Annotated in this window: 17 protein-coding genes; 12 read left to right on the top strand and 5 right to left on the bottom strand. The window is 69.4% G+C overall.

Annotation, left to right across the window (positions count from 1 at the left end; all coding sequences use genetic code 11):
• Positions 1–1,320: PE-PPE domain-containing protein (locus ABDW21_RS08785; protein ID WP_343710323.1), on the bottom strand; the 1,320-nt coding region annotated here is incomplete at its 3' end.
• Positions 1,321–1,876: 556 nt separating this feature from the next.
• Here ABDW21_RS08785 and ABDW21_RS08780 point away from each other — a divergent pair.
• The 3 genes from ABDW21_RS08780 (at position 1,877) to ABDW21_RS08770 (ending at position 5,297) form a co-directional block, all read left to right on the top strand.
• Positions 1,877–3,778, top strand: coding sequence for an ABC transporter family substrate-binding protein (locus tag ABDW21_RS08780; RefSeq protein WP_343599119.1), 1,902 nt, complete (start codon positions 1,877–1,879; stop codon positions 3,776–3,778).
• An 86-nt stretch (positions 3,779–3,864) separates the two neighbouring features.
• Positions 3,865–4,749 (top strand): PE family protein, encoded by an 885-nt coding sequence (locus ABDW21_RS08775; protein WP_343710322.1) that lies wholly within the window; start codon positions 3,865–3,867, stop codon positions 4,747–4,749.
• Between the two features lie 140 nt (positions 4,750–4,889).
• Positions 4,890–5,297 (top strand): hypothetical protein, encoded by a 408-nt coding sequence (locus ABDW21_RS08770; protein ID WP_343710321.1) that lies wholly within the window; start codon positions 4,890–4,892, stop codon positions 5,295–5,297.
• Here ABDW21_RS08770 and ABDW21_RS08765 read toward each other — a convergent pair.
• Positions 5,280–5,957: a hypothetical protein gene (locus ABDW21_RS08765; RefSeq protein WP_343599125.1), complete on the bottom strand. Its 678-nt coding sequence runs from the start codon at positions 5,955–5,957 to the stop codon at positions 5,280–5,282. The two genes, ABDW21_RS08770 and ABDW21_RS08765, sit on opposite strands and share 18 nt — an antisense overlap.
• Before the next feature lie 196 nt (positions 5,958–6,153).
• Here ABDW21_RS08765 and ABDW21_RS08760 point away from each other — a divergent pair, with 196 nt between their 5' ends.
• Positions 6,154–8,718, top strand: a complete 2,565-nt coding sequence (locus ABDW21_RS08760) for a bifunctional FO biosynthesis protein CofGH (protein WP_343710320.1) — start codon at positions 6,154–6,156, stop codon at positions 8,716–8,718.
• Positions 8,719–9,256: 538 nt separating this feature from the next.
• Here the strand turns inward: ABDW21_RS08760 and ABDW21_RS08755 are convergent.
• The gene (locus ABDW21_RS08755; RefSeq protein WP_343599129.1) at positions 9,257–9,415 is read right to left on the bottom strand and encodes a hypothetical protein; all 159 of its coding nucleotides are present in this window, start codon (positions 9,413–9,415) and stop codon (positions 9,257–9,259) included.
• Positions 9,416–9,543: 128 nt separating this feature from the next.
• On the opposite strand from ABDW21_RS08755, the gene ABDW21_RS08750 reads away from it, so the two are divergent.
• The 6 genes from ABDW21_RS08750 (at position 9,544) to ABDW21_RS08725 (ending at position 17,280) form a co-directional block, all read left to right on the top strand.
• Positions 9,544–10,104 (top strand): YbhB/YbcL family Raf kinase inhibitor-like protein, encoded by a 561-nt coding sequence (locus tag ABDW21_RS08750; protein ID WP_343599131.1) that lies wholly within the window; start codon positions 9,544–9,546, stop codon positions 10,102–10,104.
• A 223-nt stretch (positions 10,105–10,327) separates the two neighbouring features.
• On the top strand, positions 10,328–10,654 hold the full coding sequence (gene fdxA, locus ABDW21_RS08745) for a ferredoxin (protein ID WP_343599133.1): 327 nt from the start codon (positions 10,328–10,330) through the stop codon (positions 10,652–10,654).
• A gap of 23 nt (positions 10,655–10,677) precedes the next feature.
• The gene (dapC, locus tag ABDW21_RS08740; RefSeq protein ID WP_343599185.1) at positions 10,678–11,751 is read left to right on the top strand and encodes a succinyldiaminopimelate transaminase; all 1,074 of its coding nucleotides are present in this window, start codon (positions 10,678–10,680) and stop codon (positions 11,749–11,751) included.
• Between the two features lie 32 nt (positions 11,752–11,783).
• Complete coding sequence (locus tag ABDW21_RS08735; protein ID WP_343710319.1) at positions 11,784–13,589, top strand: acyl-CoA dehydrogenase family protein; 1,806 nt, start codon at positions 11,784–11,786, stop codon at positions 13,587–13,589.
• The gene (locus ABDW21_RS08730) at positions 13,589–15,919 is read left to right on the top strand and encodes an amino acid permease (RefSeq protein ID WP_343710318.1); all 2,331 of its coding nucleotides are present in this window, start codon (positions 13,589–13,591) and stop codon (positions 15,917–15,919) included. Before ABDW21_RS08735 ends, ABDW21_RS08730 begins: the two co-directional genes overlap by 1 nt.
• Before the next feature lie 29 nt (positions 15,920–15,948).
• Entirely contained in the window at positions 15,949–17,280 is a 1,332-nt protein-coding gene (locus ABDW21_RS08725; RefSeq protein WP_343599139.1) for an alpha/beta hydrolase, read from the top strand.
• Here the strand turns inward: ABDW21_RS08725 and ABDW21_RS08720 are convergent.
• Positions 17,175–18,761 (bottom strand): helix-turn-helix domain-containing protein, encoded by a 1,587-nt coding sequence (locus ABDW21_RS08720; protein ID WP_343599140.1) that lies wholly within the window; start codon positions 18,759–18,761, stop codon positions 17,175–17,177. The genes ABDW21_RS08725 and ABDW21_RS08720 overlap by 106 nt on opposite strands.
• A gap of 83 nt (positions 18,762–18,844) precedes the next feature.
• On the opposite strand from ABDW21_RS08720, the gene pruA reads away from it, so the two are divergent.
• Both pruA and ABDW21_RS08710 read left to right on the top strand, forming a co-directional pair.
• Positions 18,845–20,476, top strand: a complete 1,632-nt coding sequence (gene pruA, locus ABDW21_RS08715; RefSeq protein WP_343599142.1) for an L-glutamate gamma-semialdehyde dehydrogenase — start codon at positions 18,845–18,847, stop codon at positions 20,474–20,476.
• Positions 20,473–21,447: a proline dehydrogenase family protein gene (locus ABDW21_RS08710; protein WP_343599143.1), complete on the top strand. Its 975-nt coding sequence runs from the start codon at positions 20,473–20,475 to the stop codon at positions 21,445–21,447. Before pruA ends, ABDW21_RS08710 begins: the two co-directional genes overlap by 4 nt.
• Positions 21,448–21,474: 27 nt before the next feature.
• On the opposite strand, the gene ABDW21_RS08705 is transcribed toward ABDW21_RS08710, so the two are convergent.
• A partial coding sequence (locus ABDW21_RS08705; RefSeq protein WP_343710317.1) for a hypothetical protein occupies positions 21,475–22,501 on the bottom strand: 1,027 nt, incomplete at its 5' end.

Raw genomic sequence — 22,501 nt, 5'->3', positions numbered from 1 at the left:
GTCGGCCGCGATCGGCAAACCGACAGCGTCAAGAAGGTTACCGGCCTGCAAGTTGTCCACGAAGAGGCCGGCGTCATACGCTGCGAGGCTGGTAAACAGGGCATTAGCGATGTCCGCCGTTGGAAGAAGGGTGCCATAGGCAGTCGAAACCGCACTGGAGAGCGTGTTAAGCGCGTGGCCGAAGCCGCTGACCAACGAGACGGGATCACCGGCGAGGGCCGACAATGCCGCCAACGGGTCGGCCAACGCGCTCACCGTCCCCGACGAGGGATCCAGCAGCGAGCTGAGCGAGCCGAGCGACAGCGTCACCGGGTGTGGTCCGCTACCGGTGAAATCGCCGATAAAATTATGGACGCCCTGCTCGGTTCCACTGACCAGAAGCCCGGGAAGCTGTTCGAAATCAGTGAGGCTCGGGAACAGCCCGAGAGGGGTTGGTATGTTGGCGGGGCTGGTCGAATAGCCATAGAGCGGGTCACCGTAGCCCAAGTTCACCAGATACGTCAGGTCCGGCTGCAGCAGGTCGGCGATCGGGTTCCCGATGATGGGGATCCCACGTAGCGTTTCTGCCAACGGCAGGCCGTCGGTGGGGATCATGTAGTAGGTGGTTTCGGTGGCTCCCGATGTCGGCAATTCGATAGCCGTCGCGAGCTGTGCGGGCGTGTCTGGATACGTAACGTCCTCGGCTCCGAGAAAAGCGTTCACGTCAGACAAGAGATCGATCGGGTACCGCGGGAAGTCCGCGAAGCCGTCGTATTCCGCCGTGTAACTGACGGTGGTGAAAGAATCGGCCGGGGCCGCGCCGTAGAAGTTGATCCCCAAACTGGTGGCGTCCAGGCCGGGGAACCGCGCCAGCAAGCCGCCGTTGGGATTCATTTCGCCACCGATGAACACGAAGTTCACCGGCAATTTGCTCGGCGTGCCGGACGGATCGAGCGCCTCCATTTCCAGCGAGGAGATGTCCGCGCTCTGCGAGGAACCGAACACGGTGGAACCCTCGTGGGCCGCGAGGTTGGCTTGGATTGAGTTGTTCAAAATCGTGACGCCCTCAGATACCGACGTGTCGAGGGGCAAGCTGTTGACGCCGGTCAACGGATACAGCTGCTCGGGCGTGAACAGGCCGTTCGCTAGCGCCCCGGGGTAGGTGGTGTCTGGGAACACAGGCTGCCCGGGAAACGGTGTCGTGGGCGCAATGTACGTAGTGCTGACTTCATCCACGTAGTCGGTGCCAGGAATGGGCTGCCCGGTGCCGCCCATCACCAACCCGATATCCGTATCGTCTCCGCGTGCGAACGCCGAGTTCATCACCGACGTCAGTGCCAACAGACCAGCACCGGCACTCGCCGACATCCCAAGAAGAAGCCAACGGAGCCTGCGGGGGATCACTGTCGACCTCCCCGAGACGGCTGCGACAGGGCATCTACCTGGTTCTGAATCTGGAGAGACCATAGCGAGCGGGCGACGATACACACAGTGACCCTTTCGAACATCCGGTGAGTAGCCGTAAACATAGCCGGCAAGGTACGCGATTGCGTGAATCCATGTCAAGGACGCGATAAGACTCACGAAAAATGCCCGCGAAACACCGCCGGTATCCGACCGAAATGGGCTCTGCCGAGTTAGCGGGGGCGTCGAGAGGCGACCCGACACCATTGTCATGCCCGCGAGACGTCCCGGGACCGGAACTCGGGCCTCACGTGGTTAAACCCATGGAAGCCAGGAACTTACCGGTGAGTACGGTATGCAAATGGCCAGGTTAACTATTCAAGGTTGACCGTCGAAAAAACTGGAAAAAGCTTTGTAAGATCCCTGTTCGGTTCGCCACGAACCGCCGAATCGAGGACAAGCGGGCTCACCGCAACCGGCCCCCGATACCCTGTTGGACGTGCCGAAACCAGCCTGTCGTCCCCGCGGACGGCTCGGCGCGCTGGTGTCGTCGTCGGCGTTGCTGCTCGCGGGTTGCACGGTCAGCCCGCCGCCGGCGCCGCAGAGCACCGAGACGTCGCGCAGCACGCCGGCGCCGCCGCCCCGGATCACCCAAATCATCGTGGGCATCGACTCCATCGGCGCCGGGTTCAACCCGCACCTGCTGTCGGATCTGTCGCCGGTCAACGCCGCGGTCAGCGCGCTGGTGCTGCCCAGCGGGTTCCGGCCGGTTCCCGACCCGGACACCCCGACCGGGTCGCGCTGGGAGATGGATCCGACGCTACTGACGTCGGCCGAGGTGACCAACGACAACCCGTTCACGGTGACCTACAAGATCCGGCCGGAAGCGCAGTGGACCGACAACGCGCCGATCGCCGCCGACGACTTCTGGTACCAGTGGCGGCAGATGGTCAGCCAGCCCGGCGTCGTCGACCCGGCCGGCTACGACTTGATCACCGGCGTGCAGTCGATCGACGGCGGCAAGCAGGCCGTCGTCACGTTCTCCCGGCCCTATCCGGCCTGGCGGGAGTTGTTCAGCAATATCCTGCCGGCGCACATCGTCAAGGACGTGCCGGGCGGATTCCCGGCCGGGCTAGTGCGCGCGTTGCCGGTCACCGGAGGCCAGTTCCGGGTGGAGACCATCGACCCGCAGCGCGACGAGATCCTGCTCGCCCGCAACGACCGCTACTGGGGTCCGCCGGCCAAGCCGGACCTGATCCTGTTCCGGCGGGCGGGGGCGCCGGCGGCGCTGGCCGACTCGATCCGCAACGGCGACACCCAGGTCGCACAGGTGCATGGCGGCTCGGCGGCGTTCGCGCAGTTGTCGGCGATCCCCGAGGTGCGGACCGCCCGGATCATGACACCCCGCATCATGGAGCTCACGCTGCGCGCCAACGTGCCCACGCTGGCCGACTCGCAGGTCCGCAAGGCCGTCCTGGGACTGCTCGACGTGGACCTGCTGGCCGCCGTCGGCGCCGGCAGCGACAACACCGTCCAATTGGACCAGGCGCAGATCCGCTCGCCCAGCGACCCGGGCTACGTGCCGACCGCGCCGCCGGCGATGACCAGGACCGCGGCGCTGCGGCTGCTGGAGGGCGCCGGGTATCAGATCGACAGCGACAGTTCGCCGTCGGCGCCGCCACCGGGCTCGGCGACAACGCCGGTCAGCACCGCACCGCCGGGGGTCGCCCGCGGCTGGATCAGCAAGGACGGCACGCAACTGTCGCTCGTCATCGGGGTGGCGGCCAACGAACCGACGGCGGTCGCCGTGGCCAACACCGCGGCCGATCAGCTGCGCAATGCCGGTTTCGCCGCGACGGTGCTGGCGATGGACCCGGTGGTGCTGTACCGCGACGCCCTGGTCAACAACCAGGTGGACGCCGTCGTGGGCTGGCGTCCGGCCGGGGGCAGCCTGGCGACGCTGCTCGCCTCCCGCTACGGCTGCCCCGCCCTGGAAGCGACGGCGGTGTCGACCTCGCCGGCACCGGGGGCCGCCGCGGACACCTCCGCGACGTCGCCGTCGGCGCCGCCCCCACCCGCGACGACGCCGACGTCGACCCCGGCCAGCCGCGCCGCCGAGCCGGGTGCCCTGGTGCAGGCGCCGTCGAACATCACCGGTATCTGCGATCGCAGCATCCAGTCGAACATCGATGCCGCGCTGAGCGGCACCAAGAACATCAACGACGTGATCAACGCCGTCGAGCCGCGGCTGTGGAACATGGCGACGGTGTTGCCGATCCTGCAGGACACCACCATCGTCGCCGCCGGTCCGAGCGTGCAGAACGTCAGCCTGTCCGGCGCCGTGCCCGTCGGCATCGTCGGTGACGCCGGGCAGTGGGTGAAGACCGCGCAGTAGCGGCCCTGCCCCGCGGTCGATTCGCCGGTCGCGGCGCGTCGGGAGCAGCACAATGAGGGAAACAAAGTAAGCCGCGGAGGTTTGCCATGCACCTGCTCGACCAGCCCCGCCTGGCCGCCGTGGCCGCCGTCAGCATCGTCGCCGCCGCACCGGCGGTGACACCGGCTCTGCCCGAGCTCCGCGCACCGGCGATCTCGCTGACCGCCGGCGGCGTCGGCGACGCGCTCGAGGCGGCCATCCAGTCCCTCAACAGCGCCCTCCTCGGCGTCGAGCTCAGCTTCAACACCGGCCTGGTCGACACCGAGGTCGGCCTCGAGAAGGCGATCTTCGGCACCGACAGCGCGCTGAACGGCGCGCTGAACCGCAGCTACAACGTCGTCAACATGTTCCCGGACACCGCCGAGAACTCCGCCAACGGTGTCCTCGGCGCGAACGCCGACGGCACCGTGAACATCACCCGAAGCCTCCTTGTCGGCGTCAACCCGGTGGGTTCGCTGCTGCCGAACATCTTCAACAGCGGCGACATCGGCGGCCTCGAGGGTGTTGTGGACCAGGCCCTGGCCGGCTTCGGCATCATCACCGGCGTGCCGCCGCTGAGTCTGTTGGAGCAGCTCCAAACCGTCGAGCTCTCCGTGAACGGGACGCTGGTCGACACCGAACTGTCCATCAACACCGGGCTGGTCCACGACGAGGTTGCGCTCGAGGAGGTGATCTTCGGCACCGACAGCGCGCTGAACGGCGTGCTCAACCGCAGCTACAACGTGGTCAACATGGTCCTCGACGCCGACGAGCACCTCGTCAACAGCATCCTCGGCGCCCATCCCCCCGCCGCAGCGGAGATCACCGCCAGCCTCCTCGCCGGTTCCGCCGCTCAGGTCTTCAACGACGGCTCCATCGGCGGGCTCGAAGGCGTCCTGGGCCAGAGCTACCTGGTCTTGTCCGACTTCGTCGGCCTGCTCGCGAGCATCTGACGCGAGGCGGATGCGCCGCCGGACTTGCGGCTACGGTGCGCGGCCGCGGAGCGGCACCGGCCACGATGCCCCATGCCCGCGATCGCCGGTAGGGTTCGGTCATGCGGGAGGAGTCTCCACTGATGTTCGAGCCTGCCCCGATGACCGGCACGGGCCGCGGCGTGACCGATCCCGCTGCCCGGGCGGTCGTTCTGACGTTGCTGGCCGTCGACGGCGTGCTGTGCGCCGTCGTCACAGCCTTGCTGCTGCCGACCTACATCGGTGCCACGCCGTTCCCGGTCAGCGCGGTGATCGGCGGGTTCGTCAACGCGTTGCTGGTTTGGGCCGCCAAACCGTGGACCACGTCGGCGCGGCTGGCCGCCCTGCCGCTGTGGACGTGGTTGCTGACGGTCGCCGCGATGACCCTCGGCGGCCCGGGTGACGACATCATCATCGGCGGCCGGGGTGTGATGGCCTACGGCGCGCTGCTGCTGATCGCGATGGGAGCGGTGCCGCCGGTGTGGGTGCTGTGGCAGCGACAAACCCGCAGCTCAGGGAACCAGACCTAGCAGCATCGAGCCCAGCTCCGGCACGACGTCGGCGATCGGGCCGGCATCCGACACCGCGGCCAGGTCGGCCATCCCGACCGGCACGTCCGCCAACCCGCTCGCACCCATCTCGGTCGGAAGCGGCGGCGGCTGAATACTCTGGAACCAGCAGTTCTCGGCGTCGACGAACGCGGCGTACGCGGCCATCGCGTCCGCGTTGATGTTGGCTTGCGCTGTGCCGGAGCTCACCGTCTGCTCCAGGACGCCGATCGTGTTGAACAGCAGGCTCGCGACGACGGACTCGTCGAGGTCATAGAAGAAGATGATCTGCGGCGCCAGCAGGCCGACGAAGGGCACGAAGCCGACGACGTAGGACAGGTAGTTGTAGCCGTAGGCCACCCACGGTTCGACGGCGTTGAAAAGGCCTTCGATGTTGTCGCCGATCGAGGTGAGCACCCCGGTCAGCGGGGCGAGCATCGAGGAGTCGGCAACGGCGGGCGCCACCTGCTGCAGCGTGACCAGCGCCGAGGCCGGCTCGTCGGGGTCGAGAGGCTGCCCGGCCGCGGTCAGGTGGACCGCGGCGGCGGTGCCGGTGACCGGCGGTGTCGCCGTCAGCGTGACGGTCGTCGCGGCGACGACCGCGATCGCCGAGGTGCGCAGCGCCCGGGCGTAAACGTCCATGGAAACTCCTCGGGTATCCGCGTCGATGGTGAACCTATCCCGTCGGCCGCGCCCGTGCGGGCACTTGCGGCCAGACTCGCCGGTCCAGCGATCCAGCGTCGTGCACCTGCGGCTACTGTTGCGCACATGGCACGCGTCGAGGTGCGAAAAGTTGGGACGCGCGGATGACATCCGACCGAACGGAAGTTACACCACCGTGCCGCTGACTCCGGGTGACGCGCTGCTGCCCGATCCCGTGGTGCCGCCGACACCCGACGCATCGGCGTTGCGCCGTGTCCTGCGCCGGGCCCGCGACGGGGTGGCGCTCAACGTCGACGAGGCAGCCGTCGCGATGACCGCCCGCGGTGCCGGTCTTGCGGATCTGTGCCGCAGCGCGGCGCGGATGCGCGACGCGGGCCTGGAGTCGGCGGCGCGGCGCGGCCCCAGCGGCCGGTTGCCGGTGAGCTATTCGCGCAAGGTGTTCATCCCGGTCACCCATCTGTGCCGCGACACCTGCCACTACTGCACGTTCGTCGCGGTGCCGGGCACGCTGCGGGCCCGCGGCGCCGGCCCGTACCTGGAGCCCGACCAGATCCTCGACATCGCCGGTCGTGGCGCCGAATTGGCTTGTAAAGAAGCACTGTTCACCCTCGGCGACCGTCCCGAGCAGCGCTGGCCCGAGGCGCGACGCTGGCTCGCGGAACGCGGCTACGACTCCACCCTGTCCTACGTGCGGGCGATGGCGATCCGGGTGTTGGAAGAAACCGGTCTGCTGCCTCACCTGAACCCGGGTGTGATGAGCTGGTCGGAGCTGTCGGGGCTCAAACCGGTGGCGCCGTCGATGGGCATGATGCTGGAGACGACGTCGCGGCGGCTGTTCGACACCAAGGGCCTCGCGCACTACGGCAGCCCCGACAAAGACCCGGCCGTCCGGCTGCGCACGCTGACCGACGCGGGCCGGCTGTCGATCCCGTTCACCACCGGTCTGCTGGTCGGTATCGGCGAGACACTTCCCGAGCGAGCCGAGACTGTCTTCGCTATTCGCAAGTTGCACAAGGAGTTCGGGCATATTCAGGAAGTGATCGTGCAGAACTTCCGGGCCAAGGAGCACACCGCGATGCAGGCGGCGCCGGACGCCGACATCGAGGATTTCCTGGCCACGGTGGCCGTCACCCGGCTGGTGCTGGGGCCCGGGATGCGGGTGCAGGCGCCGCCCAACCTGGTGTCACCCGACGAGTGCCTGGCGCTGATCGCCGCCGGTGTCGACGACTGGGGCGGGGTGTCGCCGCTGACACCGGACCACGTCAACCCCGAACGGCCCTGGCCCGCGGTGGACGACCTGGCCGCCGTCACCGCCGCGGCCGGGTACGACCTGGTCGAGCGACTGACGGCACAGCCGCCCTATGTCCGAGCCGGCGCGGCGTGGATCGACCCGCGGGTGCGCGGGCATGTGCTGGCACTGGCCGACCCGGCCACCGGCCTGGCCCGTGACGTCCGACCGGTGGGGATGCCCTGGCAGGAGCCCGACGACGTGGAGTCCGCGGGCCGGGTGGACCTCCACGCCGCGATCGACACCGCCGGCCGCGCCACCACCGCGCGCAGCGACCTCGACAGCGCGTTCGGCGACTGGGATTCGGTCCGTGCCCGGGTTCGCGAGCTGAGCGTCCGGGCGCCCGAGCGGATCGACACCGACGTGCTGGCGGCGCTGCGCTCGGCCGAACGTGATCCCGCCGGCTGCTCCGACGGCGAATACCTGGCCTTGGCCACCGCCGACGGTACCGCGCTGAATGCCGTTGCCGCACTGGCTGATTCGCTGCGCCGCGCGGCGGTCGGCGACGACGTGACGTTCGTGGTGAACCGCAACATCAACTTCACCAACATCTGCTACACCGGCTGCCGGTTCTGCGCGTTCGCGCAGCGCAAGGGCGACGCCGACGCCTACTCGCTGTCGACCGCCGAAGTCGCCGACCGCGCGTGGGAGGCGCACGTCGCCGGCGCCACCGAGGTGTGCATGCAAGGTGGCATCGACCCCGAGATGCCGGTCAGCGGCTACGCCGACCTGGTGCGGGCCGTCAAGACGCGGGTGCCCTCGATGCACGTGCACGCGTTCTCCCCGATGGAGGTCGCCAACGGTGTGACCAAGAGCGGGTTGAGTATTCGCGAATGGTTGATGGGGTTGCGAGACGCCGGGCTGGACACCATCCCGGGCACCGCCGCCGAGATTCTCGACGACGAGGTGCGCTGGGTGCTCACCAAAGGCAAGTTGCCGACGGCGCTGTGGATCGAGATCGTGACGACCGCGCACGAGGTGGGGTTGCGGTCGTCGTCGACCATGATGTACGGGCACGTCGACACCCCGCGGCACTGGGTCGCACACCTCAACGTGCTGCGCGACATCCAGGACCGCACCGGGGGTTTCACCGAGTTCGTGCCGCTGCCGTTCGTGCACCAGAACTCGCCGCTGTATCTGGCCGGCGCGTCGCGGCCCGGCCCCAGCCACCGGGACAACCGCGCGGTGCACGCGCTAGCGCGGATCATGTTGCACGGCAGGATTTCTCACATCCAAACCAGCTGGGTCAAACTGGGCGTGGCACGCACGCAGGTGATGCTCGACGGCGGCGCCAACGACCTGGGCGGCACGTTGATGGAAGAGACCATCTCCCGGATGGCCGGCTCCGAACACGGCTCGGCGAAGACGGTCGCCGAGCTGATGGCGATCGCCGAGGGCATCGGCCGGCCGGCCCGGCAGCGCACCACCACCTACACGCCGCTGGCGGCGTAGCTCTGCCTTTGACGCCATCCAGCCGCGCCGATTGATCGCAGCGCGCGGGTTGTCCGCTGAAGGCGATTCGTGTCGGGGACACGGTTGCACACCATTTCCCACACCATTTCATCGCCGAAGGAGTAGCGCGGATGGCTCGTCCGGGTAGCACGAAAAGCACCCGTCAACCACTCACGGGCAAGACACGCCGGCATTCTCGCCGGATGCTGGGAACCGGCACGGCGGCGGGGGCGTTCTCGGCCTTCGGGCTGACCCCGTTGGCCACCGCGCCGTCGGCGCAGGCCGATGAGGTGAGCTAACTTGTCGATCTGCTCGACCCGATGATTCGGGCAGCATCGGCCGCCGATACGGGCGCGGCCACCGCAGGATGGGACGCCTTCCTCGATCCCTCCCACCGGGATGCCGCCGCGTCCGTGTTCACCGCCGATTTGCTGCCGTCGGACTCGTCCAGCTGATATCGCCGGCCGGTCAGGCGGCGAACGTGAACTGGTTGCGAAAAAACCGGTGAAATCTCGCAACAGTTTCACGTTCGGCGCTGCTACAACCGCGCCGCCGGCTCGGTGCCCTGCCGGATCGCGCGTTTGGCCTCCAACTCGACGGCCAGCGCGCCTCTGCCGATGACGTGCGGGGCCACGCCGCAGGCCTCCCACGGGTCGGCCGTATGCCATTCGGCCTCCCACTCCTTCACCGAGGGCATCGGCCGGCCTGCCCGGCAGCGCATCACCACCTATACGCCGGTGAGGGCGGCAATCCACGCACGCTCGCGACGCCACGGCGGCGCGCCGAGGCCTTTACGCCGCGCCCGACGAGCGGTATACACACGCCATGAGACGCGCGATCGTCGCTGTTGCGCTGCTGATCCCGCTGCTCCCCGGATGCGGCGGCGCCCCGGGCGGCGCGGCCTCGTCGGCTCCGGCCTCGTCGTCTCCGGTCGCGCCCGGGTTCGCCGTGAACAGTCCCGCCTTCGCCGACAACACGCAGATACCGGTCGAGTACTCCTGCGAGGGCCGCAACGTCCCACCGCCACTGCGCTGGCGGAATCCGCCGGCCGGCACCGCGTCCCTGGCTTTGGTGGTCGACGACCCCGACGCGCCCGCTGGGCGCTACGTGCACTGGGTGGTCACCGGCATCCCCCCGTCGGCCAACGAGATCGGCGACGGCCCGCTGCCGCAGGGAGCACGCGTCAGCCTGAACTCCGGCGGCAAGGCAGCGTATTTCGGCCCGTGCCCACCGGCCGGCACCGGGGTGCACCACTACCGCTTCCAGCTGTCCGCGCTGAGCACACCGCTGACGCTGGCGTGGAGCACACCGGCGGGTGACGCCACCCAAGCGATCGCCGACGTGACCAGAGCACAGGTCGGCACGGTGGGCCTGTTCGGCCGATGAGGGTGGTGGTGCACCGGCATCACGAGCCGAACGCCAGGACGGGCGGTGTCGGCAGGACGGGCGGGGCGATTCTTGAGTAGTATGTGCGACGTCTAGTATCAGTAACCGATACAGGCCGTATCGCCGGGCAGCGACCGGCATGCGCACTCACTTGTCATGCGCACCGACTTGTCATGCGCACTGACTTGTTGAGTCACCCCGACAGGACATGGAGGACATCTCTGTGACGTACACGATCGCCGAACCCTGTGTCGACCTCAAAGACAAGGCATGCGTCGAGGAATGCCCGGTCGACTGCATCTACGAAGGTGCCCGAATGCTCTACATCCACCCCGACGAGTGCGTCGACTGCGGAGCCTGCGAGCCGGTCTGCCCGGTCGAGGCGATCTACTACGAAGACGACGTGCCCGAGGAGTGGGCCGACTACACGCAGCTCAACGCGGACTTCTTCGCTGAGCTCGGATCCCCGGGTGGGGCGGCGAAGGTCGGCATGACCGAGAACGACCCGCAGGTGGTCAAGGACCTCCCGCCGCAGGGCGAGGGCGGCTGACCGGGCCGGTGAACCGCCGCCGGGTGTCGGCGTCGTTGCCGGTCTTCCCATGGGACACCCTGGCCGACGCGCGGGCGCAAGCCGCGGCGCATCCGGACGGGATCGTGGACCTGTCGGTCGGCACCCCCGTCGACCCCGTCGCGCCGCTGATCCGGGACGCGCTGTCCGCGGCCGGCGCTGCGCCGGGCTACCCGGCCACCGCGGGCACGCGCCGGCTGCGCGAGTCAATCGTGGCGGCGCTGGGCCGCCGTCACGGCGTCACCGGGCTGACCGACGCGGCGGTGCTGCCCGTCATCGGCACCAAGGAGCTGATCGCCTGGCTGCCCACGCTGCTGGGGTTGTCGCGCGACGGCACGGTGGTGGTGCCCGAATTGGCCTACCCCACCTACGACGTCGGCGCCCGGCTGACCGGCGCTCAGGTGGTGCGCGCGGACGCGCCTGCGGATCGGGCCGCGCTGGTGTACCTGAACTCGCCGAGCAACCCGACCGGGCGCGTGCTCGGCGTCGAGCACCTGCGCAAGGTGGTCGGCTGGGCGCGGGATCGTGGTGCGCTGGTGGCCTCCGACGAGTGCTACCTGGGGCTGGGGTGGGACGCCGAGCCGCTGTCGGTGCTGCACCCGTCGGTGTGCGACGGCGACCACACCGGGCTGCTGGCGCTGCACTCGCTGTCCAAGAGCTCCTCGCTGGCCGGCTACCGGGCCGGGTTCGTCGCCGGAGATCCCGCGGTGGTCGGTGAGCTGCTGGCGGTGCGTAAGCACGCCGGGATGATGGTGCCCACCCCGGTGCAGGCGGCCATGGTGGCGGCCCTCGACGACGACGCCCACCGGCAGCAGCAGCGGGAACGCTATGCGCGCCGGCGCGAGTTGCTGTTGTCCGCCCTGCGGACGGCGGGTTTTGCCGTCGACCATTCCGAGGCGGGGCTGTACCTGTGGGTGACCCGCGGCGAGCCGTGCCGCGACACCGTCGGCCGGCTGGCGCGGCGCGGCATCCTGGTCGCGCCCGGCGACTTCTACGGCCCGGGCGGCGCCCGGCACGTCCGGGTGGCGTTGACCGCCACCGACGAGCGGATCGCCGCGGCCGTCGAGCGGCTCGCGTGACCGCACTCGCCGGAGCAGGTTAGCGTCACAGCATGAGCCGACACGATCTGCAGGCGCCGGACCGGCTGCCGTTCGCGACGCCGGAGAAGGCCGAGCGCTACCGCACCGAGAACTACACCGGCGCCGTCGGGCTCAACTGGTATGTCACCGATCCGAGCCTGCAGTTCACCATGGCCTACTACCTGCGGCCCGACGAGTTGGCGGTCGCCGAGCCGCACCTGAGGCGGATCGGCGCGCTGATGAGCGGCCCGGTGGCCCGGTGGGCCGAGGAGACCGACCGCAACCCGCCGCGGCTGCAGCGCTACGACCGGTGGGGCCACGACGTCAGCGAGGTGATCCAGCCGAGGTCGTTCACCGACTCCAAACGGGCCGTCCTCGACGCGCACAGGACGCTCAAAGACGACGCCCGGCGGGCCGGCGTCAACCCGTCGCTGCCGCTGTTCGCGGCCAACTACCTGCTCGACCAGGCCGACATCGGGATGGGCTGCGCGCTGGGCACCGGCGGCGGCATGGTCAAGTCGCTGGTCGCCGCGTATGCGCCCGCCGACGTGCGCGAGCATGTGCTGGCCAAGTTCGACAGCGGCGAATGGGAGGGGGAGACCGCGCAGCTGCTGACCGAACGCGCCGGCGGCTCGGATCTGGGCGCGCTGGAGACGACGGCTCGACGCGCCGGCGGCGAAAACGAAGGAGCCTGGCTGCTTGATGGCGTCAAGTGGTTCGCGTCCAACTGCGACGGGCAGGTGTTCGTGGTTTTGGCCAAACCTGAGGGCGCGCCGGACTCGACTCGGGGCGTGGCCACCTTCCTGGTGCTGCGGACCCGCCGCGACGGGACCCGCAACGGGGTGCGGATCCGTCGGCTGAAGGACAAGCTCGGCACCCGCTCGGTGGCCTCCGGGGAGGTGGAGTTCGTCGATGCGGAGGCGTTCCTGCTCTCCAGCGAGCCCAGCGAGCAGTCCGCCCCGGCGGGCCCGGCCGACGGCAAGGGCCTGGGCCGGATGATGGAGCTGACCAACGCCGCCCGGCTGGGCATCGCGCTGTTCGCGCTCGGCAACGCGCGCCGCGCCCTGGTCGAGTCACTGTGCTACGCGCGGGCGCGTGCAGCGTTCGGCGACGCGCTGATCGACAAGCCGTTGATGCGGCGCAAGCTGGCCGAGATGATCGTCGACGTCGAAGCCGCGCAGGCGCTGGTGTTCGACGGCACCGGCTTCGCCAACCACCGCCAGCCCCGGCCGGTGCGTCAGCGCATCGCCGTGCCGGTCACCAAACTCAAGGTCTGCCGGCTGGGCATCACGATGGCCTCCGACGCGATCGAGATCCACGGCGGCAACGGCTACATCGAGAACTGGCCGGTGGCAAGGCTTTTGCGCGACGCCCAGGTGAACACCATCTGGGAGGGACCCGACAACATTTTGTGCCTGGACGTGCGACGGGGAATCGATCGGGCCCAGGCGCACCGGGCGTTGCTGGCGCGTCTGCACGACGCGGTGTCGGTGTCCGACGACGACGACACGACGCGGCTGGTGGCCCGCCGCGTCGCCGACCTCGACGCGGCGATCACCGCCTGGACGAAACTCGACGGCCGAAATAGGAAAGTGGCCGAGGCACGGCTGTTCACCCTGGCCCAGTACATGGGAGACGTCTACGCCGGCGCGCTGCTCACCGAGCGGGCCGCGTGGGAGCGGGCCACGTCCGGCACCGAGCGGGTGGCGCTGGTCGCCCGGCTGTATGCGCACCGGTATCTGGGCGACCCCGGGCCGCTGCGCGGCGTCGACGCCGACGGCGACGAGGCCATCGAGCGGTTCGACGAACTCGCCGCCGGCGCGCTGGTCACCGACTGATGACGTCGACGGCCGGCCGGCAGCCCATCCCGTTGCCGCTGTCCGAGGTGTGCAAACGCATCTTCCTTGGCAAGCCGTTGATCACCGAGGAACTGTCCGGTGAGAGGCTGTCGAATCCTGTTGCGCTCGGAGCGCTTTCACCCGACGCGATCTCGTCGACCGCGTACGGCCCCGAACAGGTCCTCATCGAACTGCTGCCGCAGGCCGGGCTGGCGGCGTTCGTGTTGCTGCTCCCCATCACGGGCGTCATCCTGCTGATCCTGGTGCTGGTGGCCGCGTCGTACCGGCAGGTCGTGATGGCCTACACCAGGGCCGGCGGCTCCTACGTCGTGGCGCGGGACAACTTCGGGCCGCGGGTGGCGCAGATCGCCGCGGCGGCGCTACTGATCGACTACGTGGTCACTGTGGCGGTGCAGTCGGCGGCGGGCACGGTCGCGGTGGTGTCGGCGTTTCCGGCGCTGGGCCCGCACAGCCTGCAGATCACCGTCGCCGTGGTGCTGGCCATCTCGTATCTGAACCTGCGCGGGCTGCGCGAAGCGGGGTTGCCGTTCGCGGTGGCGACCTACTCCTTCGTGATCATGATCATGCTGACCATCGTGACCGGTGTCATCCGAAAAGTCCTCTGGGACTTACCGACATACGATTCCGAACACCTGCGCGGGGCGGTTGCGGTCCATCAGGGCAATGGGCTGGTGATGGGCGCGACGATCCTGGTGCTGTTGCGGGCGTTCGCCAACGGCGGGTCGTCGCTGACCGGGGTGGAGGCGATCTCCAACACGGTCAACGTCTTCCGCAAACCGCAGGGCGCCAACGCGCGTCAGGTGCTCACCGCGATGGCCGGCATCCTCGGGTTTCTGCTGGCCGGTGTCGGATACCTCGCCTACGCCACCCACGCCACCCCGTACGTGGACGAATTTCCCTCGGTGCTGTCGCAGATCGCGCGGGCCGTGTTCGGCCACGGGCTGATCGGCGATGCGCTGTTCTTCCTCGTCCAGGCCTCGACCGCGGCCATCTTGTTCACCGGGGCGAACACGAGTTTCAACGGTTTCCCGGCGCTGGCCAGTTTCGTCGCCGAAGATCGTTTCCTGCCGCGGCAACTGACCAAGCGCGGGCACCGGCTGGTCTTCTCCAACGGGATCATCGCGCTCACGGCGTTGTCGGTGGCGCTGTTGGTGGTGACCGGCGGATCGGTGAACGCGCTGGTGCCGTTCTACGCCATCGGGGTGTTCACCGGATTCTCGATGGCCGGCTACGGCATGACCAAACACCATCTGACACATCGTGAACCGGGCTGGCGGCACAAATTGGCGATCAACTTGTCCGCCGGGATGCTGTCCACCGTGGTGGTGGGAATTTTGGCGGTGGCCAAGTTCACCGAGGGTGCGTGGCTGGTGGTCGTGGTGTTCCCGCTGTTGGTTTTCGCCCTGATGCGCCTGAACCGCGAATACCGGGCCGAGGCCGCGATTCTGGAGGCCTTCCGCACCGACCGACCCGATTTGGTCAAGTACGCGCGGCATCGGGCGCTCATCTTCGTGAGCTCACTGGACCTCGCGGTGATCGAGGCGTTGCGATACGGAAAAGGCCTGCGCGCCGACGAATTGATCGCGGTGCACTTCATGGTCGACTCCGCGCAGGCCGCACGGCTGCGCCAGCGCTGGGACCACTTCGAACTGGACACCCGGTTGCGCATCGTGGACTGCCCTGATCGACAGATCACCCGGGCCGCCCAGCTACTGGTGGCGACGACGCGAGACGAGCACCCCGACACCAACGTGACGGTGCTGCTGCCCCGTCGGACCTATGCGTGGCTGTTCAGCCGGCTGCTCCACGACCGCACCGCCATCAAGATCGCCCGGGCTATCAGCCGGATACCCGACGCCGCCGCCACGATCGTGCCCTACGACGTGCAGGCACGGATCAGCGACGCGTTTTCGGACAGGTTGGAGCAGTCGATCGCCCGCGAACTGGACAAGGTGCAAGCCTGGATTACCCAGGGCGACAACGAGACCGCCGACTCCTACCAGCACCCGGACCGGTCGCCGACGGTGATCGCGATCGGCGGTGTGGTGCCGGGGCGCCGTGCCACCGTCGAGGGACGGGTCAGCCAGGTCGAGGACCTCACCAAGCGCCGGCGGACATTTCGCTGGATCGTCCTCGGCGACAGCAGCGGAGAGGTACGGGTCGGCTTCCGGCCCGGCTACGGCGGCGCCGACATCGCGCCCGGTCAACGGGTGCGGATCACCGGGAAGGCCCGTCAGAAAGGCAACGGGCCGATCTCCATCGTCGACCCGGCCTACCATCTCCTTGACGAACCGGGCGATTCGGAATAGCCGATGACGATACGCGCGAAAGGCATGACGTGAGGCGATTCACCGCTGTCCTGAGTTCCCTGGCCGGGCTCGTGTTCACCGCCAACGGGTATCGCCCGCTGAGCAAACGCGGGTATCGGTCGATGTACGCCTTCGCCTTCGGGGTGTTCGCCTCGGAGCTGCCACTGCAGGTCCTCGGGTGTCAGCTGGCGGTGCTGGCCGCGGTGAGCCGCCGTCTGTCGCGGCGGGTGCGCTGGGTGTGTGGTCTGCTGTCGGCGGTGTCGGGGCTGGGGCTGCTCGGTTTGCACCGGATCGGGCGGATCGCCGGCGTGCCGTTGGCGGGGGCGCTGGACGAGGGGCTGGGCGCCGGCCGGCGCACCGGGTCCGCCGACCTGTGGAAGCGGCCGGCGGGCGGGGGAGCGGCGAAAGAACCCGGTGTGCTGACGACGTTGCGGGCCCACCGGGACTACGTCCACGACGCCGACGTCAGCTACGGCGAGTACGGCGCGCGCAACCACCTCGACATCTGGCGGCGGCCCAATCTCGACCGCGCCGGCCGGGCACCCGTGCTGCTGCAGGTTCCCGGCGGCGCCTGGATGACGGGAAGCAAACGCGGACAGGCATATCCGTTGCTGAGCCACCTGGCCGAACTGGGCTGGGTGTGCGTCGCGATCAACTATCGGCTCAGTCCCCGGTCGACGTGGCCGGACCACATCGTCGACGTCAAGCGTGCGCTGGCGTGGACCAAGGAACACATCGCCGAGTACGGCGGCGACCCGGACTGGATCGCGATCACCGGCGGATCCGCCGGTGGTCACCTGTGCGCGCTGGCCGCGCTCACCGCGAACGACCCTGCGTGGCAACCGGGTTTCGAGGACGTCGACACCAGCGTGCGGGCGGCGGTGCCGTTCTACGGCGTCTACGACTTCACCGCGACCAGCGCCTCGGTCAACCCGCAGATGCCGCCGATATTGGGCAAGCACGTGTTCAAACGCTCCCGCGCCGAAGCCGGGGAGGCATTCCGCGCCGCGTCGCCGATCAGCCATGTATCAGCCGACGCGCCGCCGTTTTTCGTCCTGCACGGACGCAACGACTCGGTGGTGCCGGTCGACCAGGCCCGCGCCTTCACCGCGCGGCTGCGCGAGGTAAGCCGCCGGCCCGTCGTGTACGCCGAACTGCCGTTCGCGCAGCACGCCTTCGACAGCTTCGGCTCGCCCCGCGCCAGGCACGCGGTGGTGGCGGTCGAACAGTTCTTGGCACAGGTCTACGCCGGCGATCACGCAGGCCGCGTGGTGGCCCGCAAGCCCAGCGACAGCAGCAGCCGCACATCGGGATCGGCCAGTGACACCGACAACTCCCGCTCGGCGCGACGCACCCGGTAGCGCACGGTGTTGGGATGCACGTGCAGGAACGCGGCGGCGGCGGCGACATCGCCGAAGCTGTCCAGGTAGGCCTGCAGCGTCTCGGCGAGCATCGGGTTGCGGGCACGCAGCGTGCGCACTCGTGGGTCGACGAGGCGGTCGTCGGCGCCGACCAGGGTGACGATCTCGTCGAGCAGCACGGTGGTCAGCGCTTCGTCCAGCGACGTCACCTGACCGATCGAATCCGGATGGCGCTCAGCGCTGTCGAGCACTCGGTCGACCTCGACGCGCGCCGCAGCCACGGCGGCCAGGCCGGTGAGCGGCGCCGCGACGACGGCCCGCACCTGCCATCCCAGTTCGCTGCGCAGCGCACCGGTCGCTCCGCGGACCCACGACGTCAGCGACCGTCTGCTCGCCACATCCCCGAACAGCGCATACACCCGCGAGCCAGCGGAGCCGACCTGAGCGTCAGCACGAAAAGCACTGGCGCTCAACGCTATCACCTCACCCAATCGGGTGGTGCTGCCGGTGGCGTCGAAACCGATCAGGGCGGGTTCGCCGTCGGCCGTGATGCCCAGCTCGCGGGCAACGGCGGTGATGTCGACCGATCCGCGCTCGGCCAGGCCCAGCAGTTGCTGCACCCGCAGCGTCGGTGTGGACGGCCGGGCGGACAGCCGCGACATGACGCGGGCGGCCAGCACGGCGGCCCCGCGCAGCACCTCCTCGGCGTCGTCGGCCAGTGGCCGCGAGCCCTGCTGCACCCAGATGGTGCCGGCGAACGCGGGCGCGCGGCGGGCGTCCGCCGGTGGCAGATGAATGCCGACCGCCAGCCGAGGACGCAGGCCCAGCTCCGGGCGCGCCGCGACGCGCACCACGTCGGTGCCGGACCGCACCGCATCGAAGATCCCCCACCGGCTGATCCAGTCCAGATGCTCGGGCGGGCCGGCGCGGCCGAGGATGGACAACCGCCGCAGCTCGTCGGCTTCGTCGTTGGACGACGAATACGCCAGCACGTGGGACTGCTCGTCCTCGATGCTGACCATGCCGTGGACGCGGTCGGCGAGCGACTGCGCCAGCCCGAACAAGTCGGTGCCGGAGTCGTGCTGCGGGTCGTCCACAGCGTGACCGTGGTGCTCGAAGACGTGGTTGACCAGCCGATACAGCCGCTCCCAGCGGGCCTGCGGCTCCACCGCGACCACCGCGGTCCCGGCGGCGACGGCCCGGGCCACCAGGGCGTCGGACGGCCGCTTGGCGAAGATCGCCACCGGAGCGTTCGGCGCCCGGTCGATCCAGCGCAGCGCCTCGTCGTCGCCGACACCCAGCAGGAAGAACACGTCGGCGGCGTGCACGCCGGTCGCCGTCCCCAGCCGCACGTCGTCGGAGTCGATCAACGCCGCCGAGGACACCGGCAGGTCCAGGCCGCGTGGCGCTGCCACCAGGCTCACCATCGTGGTGTCCAGGGCCAGCAGCAGCTGGCCCAGCCCGGCGCCGGCCGTCCGCATATTGTGCGATTGTACTAGCGACAGGGACCACATTTGTTCATTCCGCTAAACTGATTCGGCACCTCGGGGCGGATTCTGACAGCATGGACGCCGTCACCGAGGTGCCGTTGCCGGCCAACGAGCCGGTACACGACTACGCACCGGATTCCCCCGAACGCAGCCGGCTGCGCACGGTCTTGACCGCGCTGGCCGGCGATCCGGTCGACCTGCCGCACGTGATCGGCGGCGAGCATCGGCTCGGCGGCGGTGAGCGCGTCGACGTCGTGCAGCCGCACCGGCACGCCGCGCGGCTGGGCACGCTGGGCAACGCCGACCACGCCGACGCCGCCGCGGCCGTCGAGGCGGCCATGGCCGCCCGGGCGCACTGGGCGGCCACGTCGTTCGACGACCGCGCGGCGGTGTTCCTGCGGGCCGCCGATCTGCTGGCCGGGCCGTGGCGGGAAACCATCGCCGCCGCGACCATGCTCGGCCAGTCCAAGACCGCGTATCAGGCCGAGATCGACGCGGCGTGCGAACTGATCGACTTCTGGCGGTTCAACGTCGCGTTCGCGCGCCAGATCCTGGCGCAGCAGCCGATCAGCGCGCCGGGCGAGTGGAACCGCACCGACTACCGGCCGCTGGACGGATTCGTTTACGCCATCACGCCGTTCAACTTCTCCGCGATCGCCGGAAACCTGCCCACCGCGCCGGCGCTGATGGGCAACACCGTGGTGTGGAAGCCGGCGACCACGCAGACCTTGGCGGCATACCTGACCATGCAGTTGCTCGAGGCGGCGGGGTTGCCGCCCGGGGTGGTCAATCTGGTGACCGGCGACGGCCACGCGGTTTCCGATGTGGCGCTTGCCGACTCACGACTGGCGGGTATTCACTTCACCGGGTCGACGGCCACCTTCTGCGATCTGTGGCAGCGGGTCGGCGCCAACATCGGTCATTACCAATGCTATCCGCGCCTGGTGGGGGAGACCGGCGGCAAGGACTTCGTGCTGGCGCATGCGTCGGCGCGACCGGACGTGCTGCGGACCGCCTTGATCCGCGGCGCCTTCGACTACCAGGGCCAGAAGTGCTCCGCCGCGTCGCGGGCCTTCGTAGCCCGCTCGGTGTGGCAGCTGATGGGTGACGACTTCCTGGCGGCCACCGCCGAACTGCGCTACGGCGATGTCACCGACTTCTCCAACTTCGGCGGCGCGCTGATCGACGCCCGCGCCTTCGCCCGCAACGTCGCCGCGATCGAACGCGCCAAGGGCACACCCGGCATCACGATCGCGATCGGTGGCGAATACGACGACAGCGAAGGATATTTCGTGCGTCCCACCGTGTTGCTGGGCGACGACCCGACCGACGAGGCGTTCACCCGGGAGTACTTCGGACCGCTGTTGGCGGTGCACGTCTACCCCGACGACGCCTACCAGCGGATACTCGACGTCGTCGACACCGGGTCCCGCTACGCGCTGACCGGCGCGGTGATCGCCGACGACCGCGACGCCGTGCGGACGGCGCAGGACCGGCTGCGGTTCGCGGCCGGCAACTTCTACGTCAACGACAAGCCGACCGGCGCGGTGGTCGGGCGCCAGCCGTTCGGCGGGTCACGGGCGTCGGGCACCAACGACAAAGCCGGCTCCGCGCTGAACCTGCTGCGCTGGACGTCGGCGCGCACCATCAAGGAGACGTTCGTGCCCGCCACCGACCACGCCTACCCGCACATGGCGGCGCCGTGACGGCCGGGCTGTTCGCCACGGCGGTACGCCCGGTGATCCTGGCCGCCGGCCGCTCGGATGCGCTGCGGCGCACGGCCGAACGCCTGCCGCTCACCCGCGGCACGGTGCACCGGTTCGTTCCGGGGGACACGCAGGACGACGCGCTGGAAACTGTTGCGGCACTGCGTCAGTCAGGCCGACACGTCAGCGTCGACTACCTGGGCGAGGGTGTCGCCGACGTCGACGGCGCGACCGCCACCACGCGGGCCTACCTGCACCTGCTGGATGCGCTCGGCCGGCGCCCGGACGCTGTGCACAGCGGTGTGCGCCCGCTCGAGGTGTCACTGAAGCTGTCGGCGCTGGGGCAGGCGCTGGGCTGCGACGGGGACAACATCGCGCGGGAGAATGCGCATACCATCTGCGAGCGGGCTCAGCAGGTCGGCGTCTGGGTCAGCGTGGACGCCGAGGATCACACCACGACAGAGTCGACGCTGGCGATCGTCGCCGACCTGCGCGCCGACTTCGCGTGGCTGGGCGTGGTCGTGCAGGCATGTCTGCGACGCACGCTCGGCGACTGTGCGCAACTGGCCGCGGCCGGGGCACGTGTTCGGTTGGTCAAGGGCGCCTACGACGAGCCGGCCGACGTCGCCTACCGCGACCGTGCCGTCGTCACCGACTCCTACCTGCGGTGCCTTCGGGTGCTGATGACGGGCCGCGGCTATCCGATGGTGGCGTCTCACGATCCCGTCGTCGTCGACGCCGCGCTCGCCATGTCGTCGGATTCGGGTCGGGGAACAGGCGATTTCGAGTACCAGATGCTCTACGGCGTCCGCGACGCCGAGCAGCAGCGGCTGGTGCGGGCCGGCAAACGGGTGCGGGTCTACCTGCCGTTCGGCACACAGTGGTACGGGTACTTCATGCGCCGGTTGGCCGAGCGGCCGGCGAACCTGACGTTGTTGCTGCGGGCGCTGGCCGAGCGCCGCCGGCCGTGACCGAACCCGCCTGCGGGGCAGCGCAGCTCATCGTCGGCGCATCACCAGCACATCGTCGAGCGGTCGTCGCGGGGTGGGCGGCGGAACCTCCTCGAGCGCGGGCGTTGTCCCGACCCGCACCAGGATCTGCGGCAACCCGGTGTCTGCGAATCCGGTGTCTGCGAATCCGTTGTCTGCCAGGCCGTTGTCTGCCAATACTGCCGCCAGCATTGCGCGGGTGGCCGCGACTTCGGTGATGTGCGAGACCGGGCAGGTGGCCAACCCGGCCATCGTGCACTCGAGCAAGACAGCCGAGAGCGCCTCGCCGCATGCCAGGGCGTCGGCCCGGGTGTCGGTGCCGGTGGACAGCACCAGGATCGTCGAACGGTCGTCGGGAACCTCGGGGCGCCGTTCGCCGTGACCGGTGACGGGGAAGACCCGCCCGACGTCCACCCGATCGCCTTCGGCGGCCGAGACCAGCGACGTCTGCGGAATTCCCTCTGACATTGCGAATGGTGTTGTCCACCAGCCGAGTTCAGCGTGATATGTCGAGTCGTAGAGCCGCAGAGACTCGGCGATCTGCGCCGCGTCGGCCAGCTGGGCGCGCAGGGCGTCGGGCACGACGTCCAGACGGACCGCCATGTCGGCGATCGCGTCGCGCACCGCGGGTTCCACCGACTCCCAGCCGGCCGGCGCAGCGAGGGGCAGCCGGTCGCTGCGGCGTGACATCAGGGCGTCGGCCCGCCGGCGTTGGCGCTGCGTCACGTGGTCTATCGGGGTGAACCACACCGACGCCAGATGGTCGTGGTCGTCAGGGCTGGGGAATCGCTCGACGTGGGTGCACTGTCCGGCGGCGGCGGCCGCCACCTTCAGGTGATCGAGCGCGGCGCCGCACCCGATCAGCGCCTCGCGGCCGGACCGGTCGGAGAGCACGACGCGGCTCTGGTCCAGGAACAGCTCCAGCGTGACGCCGTCGAGAACCCAACGCCACGGCTGGCTGTTGTGCAACGACGGAGCGCGGCAGGCCACCCGCACCGCATTCGCGATGAGTTCGGTCTGGGCGAGTTCGGTCTGG

This window comes from Mycobacterium sp. (assembly GCF_039583805.1).
In the GTDB taxonomy this organism is placed as follows: domain Bacteria; phylum Actinomycetota; class Actinomycetes; order Mycobacteriales; family Mycobacteriaceae; genus Mycobacterium.
Note: the sequence above shows the minus strand (reverse complement) of the source record. Positions and strands in the feature narration are given on the sequence as shown.

Excerpts from the sequence above, each read along its gene's own strand:
- ABDW21_RS08775 (WP_343710322.1), top strand. The coding sequence starts at position 3,865 with ATGCACCTGCTCGACCAGCCCCGCCTGGCCGCCGTGGCCGCCGTCAGC.
- ABDW21_RS08770 (WP_343710321.1), top strand. The coding sequence starts at position 4,890 with ATGACCGGCACGGGCCGCGGCGTGACCGATCCCGCTGCCCGGGCGGTC.
- ABDW21_RS08765 (WP_343599125.1), bottom strand. The coding sequence starts at position 5,957 with ATGGACGTTTACGCCCGGGCGCTGCGCACCTCGGCGATCGCGGTCGTC.
- ABDW21_RS08755 (WP_343599129.1), bottom strand. The coding sequence starts at position 9,415 with ATGCCCTCGGTGAAGGAGTGGGAGGCCGAATGGCATACGGCCGACCCG.
- ABDW21_RS08750 (WP_343599131.1), top strand. The coding sequence starts at position 9,544 with ATGAGACGCGCGATCGTCGCTGTTGCGCTGCTGATCCCGCTGCTCCCC.
- ABDW21_RS08735 (WP_343710319.1), top strand. The coding sequence starts at position 11,784 with ATGAGCCGACACGATCTGCAGGCGCCGGACCGGCTGCCGTTCGCGACG.
- ABDW21_RS08730 (WP_343710318.1), top strand. The coding sequence starts at position 13,589 with ATGACGTCGACGGCCGGCCGGCAGCCCATCCCGTTGCCGCTGTCCGAG.
- ABDW21_RS08720 (WP_343599140.1), bottom strand. The coding sequence starts at position 18,761 with ATGCGGACGGCCGGCGCCGGGCTGGGCCAGCTGCTGCTGGCCCTGGAC.
- pruA (WP_343599142.1), top strand. The coding sequence starts at position 18,845 with ATGGACGCCGTCACCGAGGTGCCGTTGCCGGCCAACGAGCCGGTACAC.